Below are 15,210 nucleotides of genomic sequence, written 5' to 3' on the forward strand. Positions count from 1 at the left end.
GGGTCGGTCGGCGGGCCGTGCTCACTCGCTCAGCGCGGCCACGGCCCGGGCGAGGGCCTGCGGCACGTCGGGGACGAGGGTGTGCGTCCCGTCGCGCACGATCTGGCGGCTGTTCACCACGGTGTGCCGTACGTCGGCTCCCGTCGCCGCGAATACGGCCGTCTCGGCGCCGAGCCGGGCCGGTGCGCCTGCCGTCCTGACGGAGTCGAGGGCGATCGTGGTGAAGTCGGCGCGGGCGCCGGCCTCGATGACGCCCACGTCGTCCCAGCCGAGCGCCGCGTGCCCGTCCACGGAGGCGGCGCGCAGCAGCGCGGCGGCCGTCCAGTGGCCCCGGGTGCGGGTGCGCAGCCGCTCGTTCAGCTCCATCGCGCGCGCCTCCTCGAAGAGGTCGATGAGGGCGTGGCTGTCGGAACCGAGGGAGAGCGGTGAGCCCGCCCGCTGGAGGGCGACGGCGGGGCCGATGCCGTCGGCCAGGTCGCGCTCGGTCGTCGGGCACATGCAGGTGCCGGTGGAGGTGCCGCCGAGCAGCGCGATGTCGTCGTGCGTGAGGTGCGTGTTGTGGACGCCGGTGGTGCGCGGCCCGAGCACGCCGTGGTCGGCGAGCAGGCGGGTGGGCGTGCGGCCGTGCGCCTGGAGGCAAGCCTCGTTCTCGGCGGTCTGCTCGGACAGGTGCACGTGCAGCGGGGCCCGCCGCTCCTCGGCCCACCGCCCCACCGTCGCCAACTGGTCAGCCGGCACCGCCCGTACGGAGTGCACGGCCGCCCCGATCCGTGCGTGATCCCGTTCCTTGAGAAGTGAAGAGCGTTCGGCCCAGGCCGCGGCCGTGCCGTCGGAGAAGCGCCGCTGGTGGGCCTGCGGCGGCTGCCCGAAGCCGGCGGAGAGGTAGCAGGTGTCGAGGAGGGTGATGCGGATGCCGGCCTCGGCGGCGGCGGCGATGAGGGCCTCGCCCATGGCGTTGGGGTCGGCGTAGCGGGTGCCGCCGCGGGCGTGATGCAGGTAGTGGAACTCGCCGACGGCGGTGATGCCGGCCAGCGCCATCTCGGCGTACACCGCGCGGGCCAGCTCGTGGTAGCTCTCCGGGGTGAGCCGGTCGGCGACGGAGTACATGACCTCGCGCCAGGTCCAGAAGGTGCCGGAGCCGCCCTGCACGGTGGCGCGCAGGGCGCGGTGGAAGGCGTGCGAATGGGCATTGGCCAGCCCCGGCAGGGTCAGGCCGCGCAGGGGTTCGGCGCCCGGCGGCGGGGCGGGCGTGTCCTGGCGTACGGCGGCGATCCGGCCGTCGGCCACCTCCAGGACGACGCCCGGCTCGACGCGGTCGCCGAGCCAGGCGTGCTCAAGCCAGTACGTCCGGGTCGGCGCGGTGCTGGGCGTCGTCGGCGTCGTCACGTGCAGGCCAGTCCTTCCAGTACGTCGGCGAGTGCGGTCACCCCGGCGGTGCAGTCGTCCTCCGTGGCGGACTCGGCCGGGGAGTGCGAGACGCCGGTGGGGTTGCGCACGAACAGCATGGCGGTCGGGATGCTCGCGGAGAGGATCCCGGCGTCGTGTCCCGCGCCGGTGCCGAGGACGGGCACGGTCAGGCCCTCGTGGGCGGTGCCCAGGATGCGGGCCAGCTCGTCGCGCAGGGCGTGGTCGAACTCCACGACCGGGGTGAAGGACTCCCGGACCACGTCGAGGTCGACCCCGTGCGCGTCGGCACAGGCGCGGGCGGCCTTCTCCACTCCCCCGACCACGGCGTCCAGGGCCGGCTGGTCGGCGGCGCGGGAGTCGAGCCAGCCGCGCACCAGGGAGGGGATGGCGTTGACGCCGTTCGGCTCGACGGCGATCTTGCCGAAGGTGGCGACGGCACCGGCGAGTTCGGCCTCCCGGCGGGCGGCGAGGACGGTCTCCGCGTAGCTCAGCATCGGGTCGCGGCGGTCGGCGAGCCGGGTGGTGCCGGCGTGGTTGGCCTCGCCGCGGAAGTCGAACCGCCAGCGGCCGTGCGGCCAGATGGCGCTGGCGATGCCGATCGCGTCCCCGGACAGGTCCAGGGCGCGGCCCTGCTCGACGTGGAGTTCGACGAAGGAGCCGATGCGGGCCAGGCGTTCGGGGTCGGGCCCGATGGCGTCCGGGTCGTGCCCGGCGGCCTCCATGGCGCGCGGCAGCGTGACCCCGTCGCCGTCGGTGAGGCGGTGGGCCTGCTCGGTGGTGAGGGCGCCCGCGGTGAGCCGGGAGCCGACGCAGGCGAGCCCGAAGCGGGCGCCCTCCTCGTCGCCGAAGTTGACGATGGCGAGGGGCTTGGTGAACCGCGCCCCCCGCGCGCGCAGTTCGTCCAGGGCGGCGAAGGCGGAGACGACACCCAGGGGGCCGTCGAAGGCGCCGCCGTCGGGCACCGAGTCCAGGTGGGAGCCGGTGACGACGGCGTCCCCGGCGGCCGGGTCGCCGAGCCAGGCCCACTGGTTGGCGTTGCGGTCCAGCTCGTAGGTGAGGCCGCGGGACTCGGCCTGCTCGCGGAACCAGGCCCGGCAGTCGGTGTCGGCGCCGGTCCAGGCGTGCCGCCGGTAGCCGCCGGAGGCGGAGCTGCGGCCGACCGGCAGCAGCTCCGTCCACATGCTGTGGAAGCTCACCGCGCGTCACCCTCGCGCATCGGCACCCGCACGTCGCGCTCGGCGGCCACCGTGTCGGCGATGTCGTAGCCGGCGTCGACGTGCCGGATGACGCCCATGCCGGGGTCGTTGGTGAGCACGCGGCGGATCTTCTCGCCGGCCAGCGCGGTGCCGTCGGCGACCGTCACCTGCCCGGCGTGGATGGAGCGGCCCATGCCGACGCCGCCGCCGTGGTGCAGGGAGACCCAGGAGGCGCCGGAGGCCACGTTGACCATGGCGTTGAGCAGCGGCCAGTCGGCGATGGCGTCGGAGCCGTCGAGCATGGCCTCGGTCTCGCGGTACGGGGAGGCGACGGAGCCGCAGTCCAGGTGGTCGCGGCCGATGACGACCGGCGCGGCCAGCTCGCCGCTCGCGACCATGTCGTTGAACCGCTCGCCGGCCTTGTCGCGCTCGCCGTAGCCGAGCCAGCAGATGCGGGCGGGCAGGCCCTGGAAGTGGACGCGCTCGCCGGCCATCTTGATCCAGCGGGCCAGGGACTCGTTCTCGGGGAAGAGGTCGAGGATCGCCTTGTCGGTCTTGGCGATGTCGGACGCCTCACCGGACAGGGCGGCCCAGCGGAAGGGGCCCTTGCCCTCGCAGAACAGGGGGCGGATGTAGGCGGGCACGAAGCCGGGGAAGGCGAACGCCCGGTCGTAGCCGGCGAGCTGGGCCTCGCCGCGGATGGAGTTGCCGTAGTCGAAGACCTCGGCGCCGGCGTCCTGGAAGCCGACCATGGCCTCCACGTGCTTCGCCATCGACTCGCGGGCCCGGGTGGTGAAGCCGGCCGGGTCCTTGAGGGCGGCGTCGGCCATGTCCTCGAAGGCGATGCCGGTGGGCAGGTAGGCCAGCGGGTCGTGGGCGGAGGTCTGGTCGGTGACGATGTCGATGGGGGCGTCCATCGCGAGCAGCTGCGGCACCAGCTCGGCGGCGTTGCCGAGCACGCCGATGGAGAGCGGGCGGCGGGCGTCGCGGGCCTCGGTGGCGAGCTGGAGGGCGTGGTCGAGGCTGTCGGCCCTGACGTCGAGGTAGCGGTGCTCGATGCGGCGGTCGATGGCGCGGGGGTCGCAGTCGATGCAGATGGCGACGCCGTCGTTCATGGTGACGGCGAGCGGCTGGGCGCCGCCCATGCCGCCGAGGCCCGCGGTGAGGGTGATGGTGCCGGCGAGGGTGCCGCCGAACTTCTTCGCGGCGACGGCGGAGAAGGTCTCGTAGGTGCCCTGGAGGATGCCCTGGGTGCCGATGTAGATCCAGGAGCCGGCGGTCATCTGACCGTACATGGTCAGGCCGAGGGCCTCCAGGCGGCGGAACTCCTCCCAGTTGGCCCAGTCGCCGACCAGGTTGGAGTTGGCGATGAGGACGCGCGGGGCCCACTCGTGGGTCTGCATGACGCCGACCGGGCGGCCGGACTGGACGAGCATCGTCTCGTCACGCTTGAGGCCCTCCAGGGTGCGGACCATGGCGTCGAAGGAGCGCCAGTCGCGGGCCGCCTTGCCGGTGCCGCCGTAGACGACGAGCTTGTCGGGGTGCTCGGCGACCTCGGGGTCGAGGTTGTTCTGGAGCATCCGCAGCGCGGCCTCCTGCTGCCAGCCCTGGGCGCTCAGCTGCGTGCCGCGGGGCGCGCGGACGGGGCGGGGTCCGGACATGGGATGCCTCCTGGTGACTGTCTGCTCCTGGCGGATGGTGCCGGGCGCGGGTGCGCGGATGCTAACTACAGCTATTCACATCCTGGCTCGCTGAATAGAGCTAGTCAACACCGGGCGGTGCGGCGCGGGCGCGGCGCGGGTGTTTGGGTGGGGCGTATGGGTGACCACAGGGAAGGGACGGCCGTGGACCAGCTGAGCGGCGGGACGGACACGACGGACGCCTCCGGGGCGGTGGCGGCGGCCCGCCGGGACCGCGCGGTGCGGGCCGCCGTGGCGCAGGGGCTGCTCGGCCCGGACACGCCGCTGGTCGGGCTGCTCGACGTGGCCGGGATACGGGAGTCGGCGGCCGAGCTGCGGGCGGCCTTCGCGGCGGTGGCGGCGCCGGGCACGCCGGTGCTGCACGCCTTCGCGGTGAAGGCGGCGCCGCTGGTGCCGGTGCTGCGGCTGCTGCACGAGGAGGGCGTCGGGGCCGAGGTGGCGAGCCCCGGGGAGCTGGCCCTGGCCCGGGCGGCGGGGGTGCCGGCGGAGCGCACGGTGCTCGACTCGCCCGCCAAGACGCCGGCCGAGCTGCGCGAGGCGCTGGCCTCGGGCGTCGCGCTCAACGCGGACAACCCGCAGGAGGTGGCCCGCCTGGACGCCCTGGTCGCCGCCGCCACCGGCCCGCTCCCCCCGCTGGGCGTCCGCGTGAACCCGCAGATCGGCGGCGGCTCCATCGAGGCCCTGTCGACGGCGACGGCGACCTCGAAGTTCGGGGTGGCGCTGCGCGACGAGGGGGCGCGGGAGTGGGTGGTGCGGGCCTACCTGGAGCGGCCGTGGCTGACCCGGCTGCACGCGCACACCGGGTCGCAGGGCATCCCGCTGGCCCTGATGGCGAAGGGCGTCGCGGCGGCGTACGCGCTGGCCGAGGAGATCAACGAGCGGGCCGGGCGCCGCCAGGTCGACACCCTCGACATCGGCGGCGGGCTGCCGGTGAACTTCGCCTCGGACGCGACGACACCGACGTACGCGGAGTACGCGCGGGTGCTGCGCGAGGCGGTGCCGGGGCTGTTCGACGGGCGGTACGGCCTGGTCACCGAGTTCGGGCGGTCGCTGCTGGCCAAGCACGGCACGGTGGTGGCGCGGGTGGAGTACGCCAAGAGCGCCGGGGGCCGGCCGGTCGCGGTGACCCACGCGGGCGTGCAGGTGGCGACGCGGACGGTGTACGCGCCGGGCGCGTGGCCGCTGCGGATCGCCGCGTACGACGCCGGGGGCCGGCCCAAGACGGGTCCGGAGGTGGTGCAGGACGTGGCGGGCCCGGCCTGCTTCGCCGGCGACCTGCTGGCCACCGGCCGGGCGCTCCCGCTCCTGGAGCAGGGCGACTACGCGGCGGCGCTGGACACGGGGGCGTACTACTTCGCCCACCACTACGCGTACAACTCGCTCGCGCGCCCGGCCGTGTACGGCTTCCTGACGGGCGGCGACGGGGACGGGTCCGGGGCCGGGTCCGGGGAGGTCGCCTTCGCGACCGTGCGGGAGGAGCAGTCGGTCGCGGAGATCGTGGCGGAGGCGGGCGGCGCGCGGGCGGCGGCGCTGACCTCGCTGGCGTAGGGGACGGGGCGGTCAGACCGTCGCGCCGGTGCGGCGGCGGTGGGTGTCGCCCGCGGCCACGCCCGTGGTGCGGTAGGAGCGGGCCGGCTTGCCCGCCGGGCGGCCGGCGCGCCGGGAGAGCCGGTCGACGCGGACCCAGAACAGGGCGTCCGCCTCCTGCTCGCGGCGGCCGAGCCAGGCGGCCTTGAGCCAGAGGCCCACCCCGCAGCCGGCCAGCAGCATGCCGCCCGCCGCCGGCACGGCGAAGTCGCTGCCCAGCGCGGCGGCGAAGGCGAGCAGCAGCCACCAGCGGTGCCCGCGGCGCCAGTCGCGCACGCTCACCGCGCGGTCCTGGAGCACGTCGTGCCGGCCGGCGCGGGTGGCCGGGCGGGCCAGTGCCAGGTACCGGCCCCGGCCGAGGTACGACACGAGCGCCGCCGCGATGAGGAACAGCGCGGCGCCGGCCAGTACGCCGATCCGGCGCCCGGTCAGCCCCGGCACCGCGAGGCCGAGGCCCGCCGCGACCACGCCCAGCCACCACAGCGGGGCCGCCCCCGCCCGTACGACGACGGCGACCCGCGCCAGTCCGTGTCCGCCACGCGCCATGAGCGTCCTCCCTGTCCCCACCGGCCGGTCAGGACAGGGAAGCTAACCGGGCAACGTGAGACGAGCCTGAGAACTCCGCCCGCCACCGGCGACTCGGCTCACTCCACGAACAGCCCGCGCGCCACCGCCTCCGCGTCGAACTCCTCCAGCCGGGCCTGCGCGTCCGGCAGGCCGTCGCACATGGACTCCAGGAGCACCCGGCCGAGCAGCATCGGCGCGCAGGCCGTGTCGAAGGCGAGCCCCGTGCCGACGGCGGCGGGCAGCAGCAGGTCGGAGACCTTGGCGACCGGCGCGAAGGCGGAGTCGGCGACGGTGACCACCGTGAGCCCGGCCTCCTTGGCGTGGGCGAGGGTGTCGACGACCTCGCGCGGATGGCGCGGCAGCGCGAAGCAGAGCAGGGCGCTCGCCCCGGCCCGCACGGCGGCGTCGATGCGGTCGTGGAGCATCGTGCCGCCCTCGTTGAGCAGCCGGACGTCCGGGTGGACCTTGGCGGCGAAGTAGGCGAAGCCGTGTGCCTGGGCCGCCGCCGCCCGCAGCCCGAGGACCACCAGCGGCCGGCTGCCGGCCAGCACCCGCCCCGCCTCGCGCACCGGCGCCGGGTCGGCGAGCGCCTCGGCGAGGTGCCGCAGGTTCTCGATCTCGGCCTCCACGGCCTGCTGGTACTCGTTGTAGGCCCCGGAGTCCGCGGCCGGCTCGGCCGGGGCCACCTCGCGCAGGTGCCGGCGGAGCGCCGGGTAGCCGTCGAAGCCGAGGGCGACCGCGAAGCGGGTCACGGACGGCTGGCTGACGCCGGCCAGCTCGGCCAGCTCCACGCTGGACAGGTAGGGCACCTCGGCGGCCCGGCGCACCATGCTGTGCGCGATGCGCCGCTGCGTGGGCGTCAGCCGGTGCCCCTCGAAGAGCTGCTGAAGCCGCGCGGCCGGGCTGTCCGTCCCGCTCCCACTCATGCCGTCACCCTCATGACCCTCTGCTCCCCCGGCCTATTCACGATTCCTGACGTCTGCATACCGTTATACAGCGAAAGCCGGGGGCTAACCCCAGTGCCGACCGGCGCCCCCGCTGCCTACCGTGTGGCGCATGACGGGAATGGACGCGCACGACACCGACCTGAAGAGGGAACTCGACGCCACCTTGCACACCCGCAGGGAGCTGGGCGAGGAGTACGAGGCCGCGCTGGTGGAGTCCTTCCTGGAGAAGGTCGACCAGCGGATCGACGGCGCCGTGGAGCGCCGGGTGCGCCGGCAGCTGGCGGAGCGGCAGATGACGGAGGTCCGGGACAGCCGGACGCCGCGGGCGACGGACTCCTGGGGCGAGCGGTTCGGGTTCGGCATCGTCAGCCTGGTGCTCGCCGTGCCGCTCTCGGCGATCGGCGGCGGCGTCGCCCATCTCCCCGGCCTGCTGGTGGCCTGGGGCGGCATCGTCGGCGTGAACGTGGTGCAGGCCGCGCGCGGCAACCCCGGCCTGTTCTCCTTCGGCCGCCGCGCGCGACGCGACGAGGACCGCTGGGCGGACTGACCGCACCCGGGACAGGGGTTTGTCGCGGGGACCGCCGCACCCCCATCACTGGGGGGCGGGACGACGGCGGTCCCCGCGAGGGACGCGGGCCGGCCGCGAGGGCCGGGTGGCGCGTCCGTGGCGTCCGTGGAGGTCCGGGAGCCGCTCCGGAAGGTCCTTGACGCCGTTCGGTGCCGGCCGGGGCGGGGAGCCGCTCCCGCCCTGCCGACATCCACTACTGTGCCGGGCGCGTGTTAAGCGTGTGCTGCGCGGACGTGACGCGTGCGTACCACTTCCGCGAAGCCGCCGGCCGGTTCCGCGAAGCCAGCGCCGGCCGGCGGGCACCGGCCCGCTAGCCGTTACTTGCCGTTCTTCGCCAGGAAGGACAGCAGGTCCTGGCGGCTGACGACGCCGGTCGGCCGGCCCTCGACCAGCACGATCGCCGCGTCCGCCGCGCCGAGCACCGACATCAGGTCCGCGACCGGCTCGCCGGAGCCGACCTGCGGCAGCGGGGCCGACACGTGCTTCTCCAGCGGGTCCTCCAGGGAGGCGCGCTTGGTGAACAGGGCGTCGAGCAGCTCCCGCTCCACCACCGAGCCGACGACCTCGGCGGCCATCACGTCCGGGTGGCCGGCGCCGGGCTTGACGATGGGCATCTGCGAGACGCCGTACTCGCGCAGCACCTCGATGGCCTCGCCGACGGTCTCGTCCGGGTGCATGTGGACCAGGGAGGGGATGGAGCCGCCCTCCTTGTGGTTCAGGACCTCGGCGACGCGGGCGCTGGGGCCGGCGTCCTCCAGGAAGCCGTAGTCGGCCATCCACTCGTCGTTGAAGATCTTGCTGAGGTAGCCGCGGCCGCTGTCCGGGAGCAGCACGACCACCACGTCGTCCTCGCCGAGCCGCTCGGCGACCCGCAGCGCCGCGACGACGGCCATGCCGCAGGAGCCGCCCACCAGGAGGCCCTCCTCCTTGGCCAGGCGCCGGGTCATCTGGAAGGAGTCCTTGTCGGAGACGGGGACGATCTCGTCGGCGACGGTGCGGTCGTACGCCGTCGGCCAGAAGTCCTCGCCGACGCCCTCCACCAGGTAGGGCCGCCCGGAGCCACCGGAGTACACGGACCCCTCCGGGTCGGCGCCGATCACCTGGACGGCGCCGTCGCTGGCCTCCTTGAGGTAGCGGCCGGTGCCGGAGATGGTGCCGCCGGTGCCGACGCCGGTGACGAAGTGGGTGAGCTTCCCCGCCGTCTGCTCCCACAGCTCGGGTCCGGTGGAGTGGTAGTGGGAGAGCGGGTTGTGCGGGTTGGAGTACTGGTCGGGCTTCCAGGCGCCCGGGGTCTCGCGGACCAGGCGGTCGGAGACGTTGTAGTACGAGTCCGGGTGCTCGGGGTCGACCGCGGTGGGGCAGACGACGACCTCGGCGCCGTAGGCGCGCAGCACGTTGATCTTGTCGGTGGACACCTTGTCCGGGCAGACGAAGATGCAGTGGTACCCCTTCTGCTGGGCCACGATGGCGAGCCCGACGCCGGTGTTGCCGCTGGTCGGCTCGACGATCGTGCCGCCCGGCCTCAGCTCCCCGCTCTGCTCGGCGGCCTCGATCATCCGCAGGGCGATGCGGTCCTTCACCGAGCCGCCGGGGTTGAAGTACTCCACCTTGGCCAGGACGGTCGCCCTGAGGCCCTTGGTCACGCTGTTGAGCCGCACCAGCGGGGTGTTGCCGACGAGGCTGATCATCGAGTCGTGGAATTGCACCGTTGTCTCCGGATGCCGCAAAAGGGGTGGTCGTGGTGGTGCCGCCAGCCTATGGCCTGCCGCGCGTCGGGTGGCCCGTGCCGGTCGTTCACTCCCCGTTGCGATTGAGCGACGGTGCGTGCGGGGCAAGCACTGGGTGTAGGGCACAGTGGGAGGTGGCGGCGACGTATGACGAGCATGTCGAGGGCGAGGACGGCCCGGCGGATCGCGACCGGCGCGGCGTACGGCGGCGGCGGGATCGGCCTGGCCGGCGCGGCGGCGGTGGGTCTGCTGCTCGCGGAGGTGCAGCTGGCCCGGCGCCGGGTGGGCAACGGGACGTCCGGGCGGGTGCCGAACGCCGAGGGGGTCTACGGGGACGGACCCGTGGTGGCCGGTGAGCCGCCGCTGCGGCTGCTGATGCTGGGCGACTCCACGGCGGCCGGGCAGGGCGTGCACCGGGCGGGGCAGACGCCGGGGGCGCTGCTGGCGGCGGGGCTCGCGGCGGTGGCGGAGCGGCCGGTGGAGCTGCGGTCGGTGGCGTCGCCGGGGGCGCGGTCGGACGACCTGGACCGGCAGGTGGCGCTGGGGCTGGCGGATCCGGCCCTGCCGCCCGACGTCTGCGTGATCATGATCGGGGCGAACGACGTCACGCACCGGATGCCGGCCACCCAGTCGGTGCGGTACCTGTCGGGGGCGGTGCGGCGGCTGCGGACCACGGGGGCGGAGGTGGTGGTCGGCACCTGTCCCGACCTGGGGACGATCGAGCCGGTGCGGCAGCCGTTGCGGTGGGTGGCCCGGCGGACCTCTCGGCAATTGGCGGCGGCGCAGACGATCGGGACGGTGGAGCAGGGCGGGCGGACGGTGTCGCTGGGCGACCTGCTCGGGCCCGAGTTCGCGGAGAATCCGCGGGAGCTGTTCGGCCCGGACAACTACCACCCCTCGGCGGAGGGGTATGCCACGGCGGCGATGGCCGTGCTGCCGTCCGTCTGCGCGGCGCTCGGGCTGTGGCCGGCGGACGAGGAGCGGCCCGACGCGCTGCGGCGCGAGGGGTTCCTCCCGGTGGCCCGCGCCGCGGCCGAGGCCGCCTCGGAGGCCGGCACGGAGGTCGCCGCCGCGATGCCGACGGGGCCGCGGGGGCCGTGGGCCCTGCTGAAGCGCCGGCGGCGCCGTCGGGTGACGGAGACGGAGCCGGCGGGGGCGGCGCAGCGCAGGTGACCGCCGGTCGGGTGCGGGGCGTTGCGCATCCAGGCCCGCCAGAGGTGAACGCCGGTCCGGTGCGGGGCGGGGCGTGGCGCAACTCGGCGCAGCGAGGTGCCGCTGCGCCCACCCGTGCCGCCCCAGCGGCACGACTGCCCGCAGCTGGGCAGACAGGCCGGCGGGACTGCAACGCCCCAGGGGCGCGGGGAACTGCGCGACCAGCCACGACGCGCCCGCAGCCGACGAAGCACCCTGCCCCCGCCCGACCTCGACCGCCCAACCCCCGGAGGGCCAAGCAAGCGCTTGGACAGTTGCGGCCCATGTCACACCGCCCCAGCCGTGACCCAGGCCATACGTCCGGGTAACTTCCAGACAGCAGCCAGCCACCCCTCGTCGACGCCACTGGAGCCGTGATGCCCGAAGCCGTGATCGTCTCTGCCGCCCGTTCCCCGATCGGCCGGGCCTTCAAGGGCTCGCTGAAGGACCTGCGTCCCGACGACCTGGCCGCCACGATCATCCAGGCCGCCCTCGCCAAGGTCCCCGAGCTGGAACCCCGCGACATCGACGACCTGATGCTCGGCTGCGGCCTGCCCGGCGGTGAGCAGGGCAACAACCTCGGCCGGATCGTCGCCGTACAGATGGGCATGGACCACCTCCCGGGCTGCACGATCACCCGGTACTGCTCCTCGTCGCTCCAGACCTCCCGCATGGCCCTGCACGCCATCAAGGCCGGCGAGGGCGACGTCTTCCTCTCGGCCGGCGTCGAGATGGTCTCCCGGTTCGCCAAGGGCAACTCCGACAGCCTGCCCGACACCCGCAACCCCCTCTTCGCCGAGGCCGAGGCCCGCACCGAGGCCGTCGCCCAGCAGGAGGGCACCACCTGGCACGACCCGCGCGAGGACGGCCTGGTCCCCGACCCGTACATCGCGATGGGCCAGACCGCGGAGAACCTGGCCCGCTCCAAGGGCGTCACCCGGCAGGAGATGGACGAGTTCGGCGTCCGCTCGCAGAACCTCGCCGAGGAGGCCATCAAGAACGGCTTCTGGGACCGCGAGATCACCCCGGTCACGCTCCCCGACGGCACCGTGGTGTCCAAGGACGACGGCCCCCGGGCCGGCGTCACCCTGGAGGGCGTCCAGGGCCTCAAGCCCGTCTTCCGCCCCGATGGCCTGGTCACCGCCGGCAACTGCTGCCCGCTGAACGACGGCGCCGCCGCGCTGGTCATCATGAGCGACACCAAGGCCCGCGAGCTGGGCCTGACCCCGCTCGCCCGGATCGTCTCCACCGGCGTCTCCGGCCTCTCCCCCGAGATCATGGGCCTGGGCCCGGTCGAGGCCAGCAAGCAGGCCCTCAAGCGGGCCGGCCTGGGCATCGGCGACATCGACCTGGTCGAGATCAACGAGGCGTTCGCCGCCCAGGTCATCCCCTCCTACCAGGACCTCGGCATCCCGCTGGAGAAGCTGAACGTCAACGGCGGCGCCATCGCCGTCGGCCACCCCTTCGGCATGACCGGCGCCCGCATCACCGGCACGCTGATCAACTCCCTCCAGTGGCACGACAAGCAGTTCGGCCTGGAGACGATGTGCGTCGGCGGCGGCCAGGGCATGGCCATGGTCATCGAGCGCCTCAACTGACCGCGACCGACCCTCGGTAGCCACGGGGGGACCCAGCGTCACAGAACGGCCCGGAACCCTTCGCTCGTCAGGGTTCCGGGCCGCTTTGTGACCCAATCTCCCCCATGATGTGACCTATCTCCCCCGCCTCACCGTCTCCGCAGGTCAGACTGGTCGCCTCCACCCCGTCCGGGACCAAAGACCTGTCCGGTTCGTGACGTTGTGCACTGACAACCGGTCGGCGCACCCCGCAGGCTGAGGTAGTAAGTCGGGGGTCGACTTTGAACCGGGAGTACGTCAGTGAGCGCCATGCCGATCGCCCTGCTGCTCACCACGGCAGCCACCGGCGCCGTGGGCGTCGCCGTCCTGCGCACCGTCCTCGTGCTGCGCAGGCAGGTGACCGCCCTCACCACCGAGCTGACCGAGAGCCGGGCCGCCACCGCGCACGCGGCCCGTGTCCCGGCCGCCCGCACGGAGACCGACGCCGACGCGATACGGGCCGCCGTCGCGGAGGCCCTCGCCGAGGAGCGGGAGCGGGAACTGGCCGAGGCACGGGCCTTCTGGGCCGCCCAGGAGTCCCGCGACGCGTCCGACGCGCCGCTGCTGCTCGGCCTGTCCGACAGCGAGCTGTTCCTGCCCCGGCAGGCCGACTTCGCCGGCCTGGAGCCGGTCACCGAGCCGGGCGTCGCGGACGCCGACGAGTCGGCCGGGGACTCCCCGGAGCTGGCCGCCGCCCGCCGCCGCCACCCCTCGCACCCCGACTTCGTACCGCACGCCGCGTCGGCGGCCGGTGACCACGAGGGCACGGTGGCCGCGCTGGAGCGCCTCGCCGAGGAGGGCGTCGCGCTGGCGGACGTCCGCCCGGGCCCGCTGGGCACGCTGGACGTGTACGTGTTCGCCGACGGCACCACCCTGTGCATGACGCCGGGCCACCGGGAGACCGCGGAGCGCCTGGCCGCCGCGCTGGGCGCGGACACCACGCCGTACCTGCTGGGCGGCTCGGGCGTCTCCGGCGCCTACACGCTGACCTTCGCCTGCGGCGAGGAGAGCGTGTACATCCTGGCCGACCGGGTCATCGCGTCCCTCTGAGCCATCCCGGCTCAGACGGCGGCCCGCTTACGGGCCTCCTCCACCAGCCGCACCGCCTCACCCACCTCGCCCTCGTCGGCCAGCACGAGGGCGAGGTCGTGCGCGGCCACGGCGATCTGGTCGGCGACGGCGAACATCCCGGCGTCCGGCATCTCGCGAGGCTGAGCGCCGGGCTCCTCCACCAGCTGGGCCCGGCGGGCCAGGTCCCTGGCCAGCTCCAGCGCCTCGGCGGCGGCCCCGCGCTGGAGCCGGCTCTGCGGCGCGGCCCGCAGCCGGTCGGCGAAGTCGTCCACGGCTCGGGTCAAAGGCGTCGTATCCACCACGGCGTGAGCGTACGCGGCGTTCCCGGACTGTTGCCAACGGGCGGGCGCTCAGGCACGGTGACCTGAAGGACCGGCCTGTACCCCTTTCGCCCGGAGGCGCCGATGTCCCAAGTCTTCTCCCAGGAGACCCACCGCAACATGCTCGCCCGCATCCCCCATTGCACCGGTCGTGAGATCTCCGACTGGCTGCGCACCGTCGAGGACGGCCCCGCCCTCCGCTTCGACGAGAAGGTCAGCTGGCTGCGCCACGAGCACAACCTGGCGTACGGCCACGCGAAGGCGATCATCCACGAGTACGACCTGAGAAGGGCCGCCCGCAAGCTCCTGTGACCGCCGGCGGCACGACGAAGGGCCCCGGACGCGACGCCCGGGGCCCTTCCGTCACCTGGGGTGACTAGTCGTTGCTGCTGAGGATCGAGATGAGCCGCAGGAACTCCATGTAGATCCACACCAGCGTCAGCGTCAGCCCGAAGGCGGCCAGCCAGGCCTCCTCGCGCGGGGCGCCGTAGGCGATGCCGTCCTCGACCTGCTTGAAGTCCAGGGCGAGGAAGCAGGCGCCGAGCAGGATGCCGACGACGCCGAAGACGACGCCGAGCGGGCCGCTGCGGAAGCCGAGGCCGTCACCGCCGCCGAACACGGCGAACAGCAGGTTCACCGCCATCAGCAGCACGAAGCCGAGCGCCGCCGCCATCACGAAGCCGTAGAAGCGCCGGTTGACGCGGATCCAGCCCGCCTTGTAGGCGACGAGCACGCCCGCGAACACCGCCATCGTGCCGATCACGGCCTGCATGGCCGCGCCGTCCGCGATGCGGTTGTCCACGATGTTCGAGACGACGCCGAGGAAGACGCCCTCGAAGGCGGCGTAGGTGAGGATCAGCGCGGGCGAGGCCTTGCGCTTGAAGGACTGCACCAGCGCCAGCACCATGCCGATCAGTGCGGCGCCGATGCCGATGCCGTACGACTTGGTGATGTTCGCGTCGTCCACGGGCAGCAGGGCCCAGGCCAGCGCGGCGGTCACCACGAGCACGCCGAGCGTGCTGCCGGTGCGCAGGACGACGTCGTCGATCGTCATCCGCCCGGCGGTGGCCGGCGCCTGCGGCGGAGCGCCGTGCAGGTCGGGCTGGGCGTACGGGTTCTGCGCGTACGGGTTGCCCACGGGCTGCGCGTACGGGTTGCCCTGCGTGGCAACGGCGGGACCCCCGGCCTGCGGCGCGGCGTTGAAGCCCGCGTAGCCGTTGTCGCGGCTGAACCCCCGTCGCGAGAAGACCGGGTTTCTGCTCCTCATGTCACTCCTCCATGGCCACACGACGCGGCCTTGGCTACAGAGTAAT

At 74.1% G+C, this 15,210-nt stretch carries 14 protein-coding genes; 6 read left to right on the forward strand and 8 right to left on the reverse strand.

Features of this window, described 5'->3' with window-relative positions; all coding sequences use genetic code 11:
- Positions 1 to 21: 21 nt before the first annotated feature.
- From ACGFZL_RS13605 to hutU, 3 genes are read right to left on the reverse strand one after another with little or no spacing between them, the layout of a single operon-like run.
- Positions 22 to 1,386 carry a formimidoylglutamate deiminase gene (locus tag ACGFZL_RS13605; RefSeq protein WP_393691314.1) on the reverse strand — a complete coding sequence of 455 codons (1,365 nt, stop codon included), beginning with the start codon at positions 1,384 to 1,386 and terminating at the stop codon, positions 22 to 24.
- Positions 1,383 to 2,603, reverse strand: a complete 1,221-nt coding sequence (locus ACGFZL_RS13610; protein WP_393691316.1) for an allantoate amidohydrolase — start codon at positions 2,601 to 2,603, stop codon at positions 1,383 to 1,385. Before ACGFZL_RS13610 ends, ACGFZL_RS13605 begins: the two co-directional genes overlap by 4 nt.
- Complete coding sequence (hutU, locus tag ACGFZL_RS13615) at positions 2,600 to 4,264, reverse strand: urocanate hydratase (protein ID WP_393691318.1); 1,665 nt, start codon at positions 4,262 to 4,264, stop codon at positions 2,600 to 2,602. The genes ACGFZL_RS13610 and hutU overlap by 4 nt, the downstream gene beginning before the upstream one ends.
- Before the next feature lie 156 nt (positions 4,265 to 4,420).
- Between hutU and ACGFZL_RS13620 the strand changes: the two genes are divergently transcribed.
- Complete coding sequence (locus ACGFZL_RS13620) at positions 4,421 to 5,851, forward strand: diaminopimelate decarboxylase (protein ID WP_393691320.1); 1,431 nt, start codon at positions 4,421 to 4,423, stop codon at positions 5,849 to 5,851.
- 12 nt (positions 5,852 to 5,863) lie between these two features.
- Here ACGFZL_RS13620 and ACGFZL_RS13625 read toward each other — a convergent pair whose 3' ends face one another.
- Together ACGFZL_RS13625 and ACGFZL_RS13630 are read right to left on the reverse strand one after the other, a co-directional pair.
- Positions 5,864 to 6,436 carry a hypothetical protein gene (locus tag ACGFZL_RS13625; RefSeq protein ID WP_393691322.1) on the reverse strand — a complete coding sequence of 191 codons (573 nt, stop codon included), beginning with the start codon at positions 6,434 to 6,436 and terminating at the stop codon, positions 5,864 to 5,866.
- A gap of 98 nt (positions 6,437 to 6,534) precedes the next feature.
- On the reverse strand, positions 6,535 to 7,383 hold the full coding sequence (locus ACGFZL_RS13630; protein ID WP_393691324.1) for a MurR/RpiR family transcriptional regulator: 849 nt from the start codon (positions 7,381 to 7,383) through the stop codon (positions 6,535 to 6,537).
- Between the two features lie 139 nt (positions 7,384 to 7,522).
- Between ACGFZL_RS13630 and ACGFZL_RS13635 the strand changes: the two genes are divergently transcribed.
- On the forward strand, positions 7,523 to 7,951 hold the full coding sequence (locus tag ACGFZL_RS13635) for a hypothetical protein (protein WP_393691873.1): 429 nt from the start codon (positions 7,523 to 7,525) through the stop codon (positions 7,949 to 7,951).
- Positions 7,952 to 8,289: 338 nt separating this feature from the next.
- On the opposite strand, the gene ACGFZL_RS13640 is transcribed toward ACGFZL_RS13635, so the two are convergent.
- Complete coding sequence (locus tag ACGFZL_RS13640; protein WP_393691326.1) at positions 8,290 to 9,678, reverse strand: cystathionine beta-synthase; 1,389 nt, start codon at positions 9,676 to 9,678, stop codon at positions 8,290 to 8,292.
- A gap of 168 nt (positions 9,679 to 9,846) precedes the next feature.
- Between ACGFZL_RS13640 and ACGFZL_RS13645 the strand changes: the two genes are divergently transcribed.
- From ACGFZL_RS13645 to ACGFZL_RS13655, 3 genes are all read left to right on the forward strand, one after another.
- Positions 9,847 to 10,872, forward strand: coding sequence for an SGNH/GDSL hydrolase family protein (locus ACGFZL_RS13645; RefSeq protein ID WP_355175922.1), 1,026 nt, complete (start codon positions 9,847 to 9,849; stop codon positions 10,870 to 10,872).
- A gap of 395 nt (positions 10,873 to 11,267) precedes the next feature.
- Positions 11,268 to 12,488 carry an acetyl-CoA C-acetyltransferase gene (locus ACGFZL_RS13650; protein ID WP_393691328.1) on the forward strand — a complete coding sequence of 407 codons (1,221 nt, stop codon included), beginning with the start codon at positions 11,268 to 11,270 and terminating at the stop codon, positions 12,486 to 12,488.
- Positions 12,489 to 12,767: 279 nt separating this feature from the next.
- The gene (locus ACGFZL_RS13655; RefSeq protein ID WP_393691330.1) at positions 12,768 to 13,556 is read left to right on the forward strand and encodes a hypothetical protein; all 789 of its coding nucleotides are present in this window, start codon (positions 12,768 to 12,770) and stop codon (positions 13,554 to 13,556) included.
- A gap of 11 nt (positions 13,557 to 13,567) precedes the next feature.
- Here ACGFZL_RS13655 and ACGFZL_RS13660 read toward each other — a convergent pair whose 3' ends face one another.
- Positions 13,568 to 13,879, reverse strand: coding sequence for a hypothetical protein (locus ACGFZL_RS13660; protein WP_355175919.1), 312 nt, complete (start codon positions 13,877 to 13,879; stop codon positions 13,568 to 13,570).
- A 102-nt stretch (positions 13,880 to 13,981) separates the two neighbouring features.
- Here ACGFZL_RS13660 and ACGFZL_RS13665 point away from each other — a divergent pair, with 102 nt between their 5' ends.
- Positions 13,982 to 14,209 carry a DUF4287 domain-containing protein gene (locus ACGFZL_RS13665; RefSeq protein WP_355175918.1) on the forward strand — a complete coding sequence of 76 codons (228 nt, stop codon included), beginning with the start codon at positions 13,982 to 13,984 and terminating at the stop codon, positions 14,207 to 14,209.
- Between the two features lie 64 nt (positions 14,210 to 14,273).
- Here the strand turns inward: ACGFZL_RS13665 and ACGFZL_RS13670 are convergent, their stop codons facing one another.
- On the reverse strand, positions 14,274 to 15,164 hold the full coding sequence (locus ACGFZL_RS13670; protein ID WP_355175917.1) for a Bax inhibitor-1/YccA family protein: 891 nt from the start codon (positions 15,162 to 15,164) through the stop codon (positions 14,274 to 14,276).
- Between the last annotated feature and the right edge of the window lie 46 nt (positions 15,165 to 15,210).

The sequence above is a fragment of the Streptomyces sp. NPDC048182 genome (genome assembly GCF_043202555.1).
In the GTDB taxonomy this organism is placed as follows: domain Bacteria; phylum Actinomycetota; class Actinomycetes; order Streptomycetales; family Streptomycetaceae; genus Streptomyces.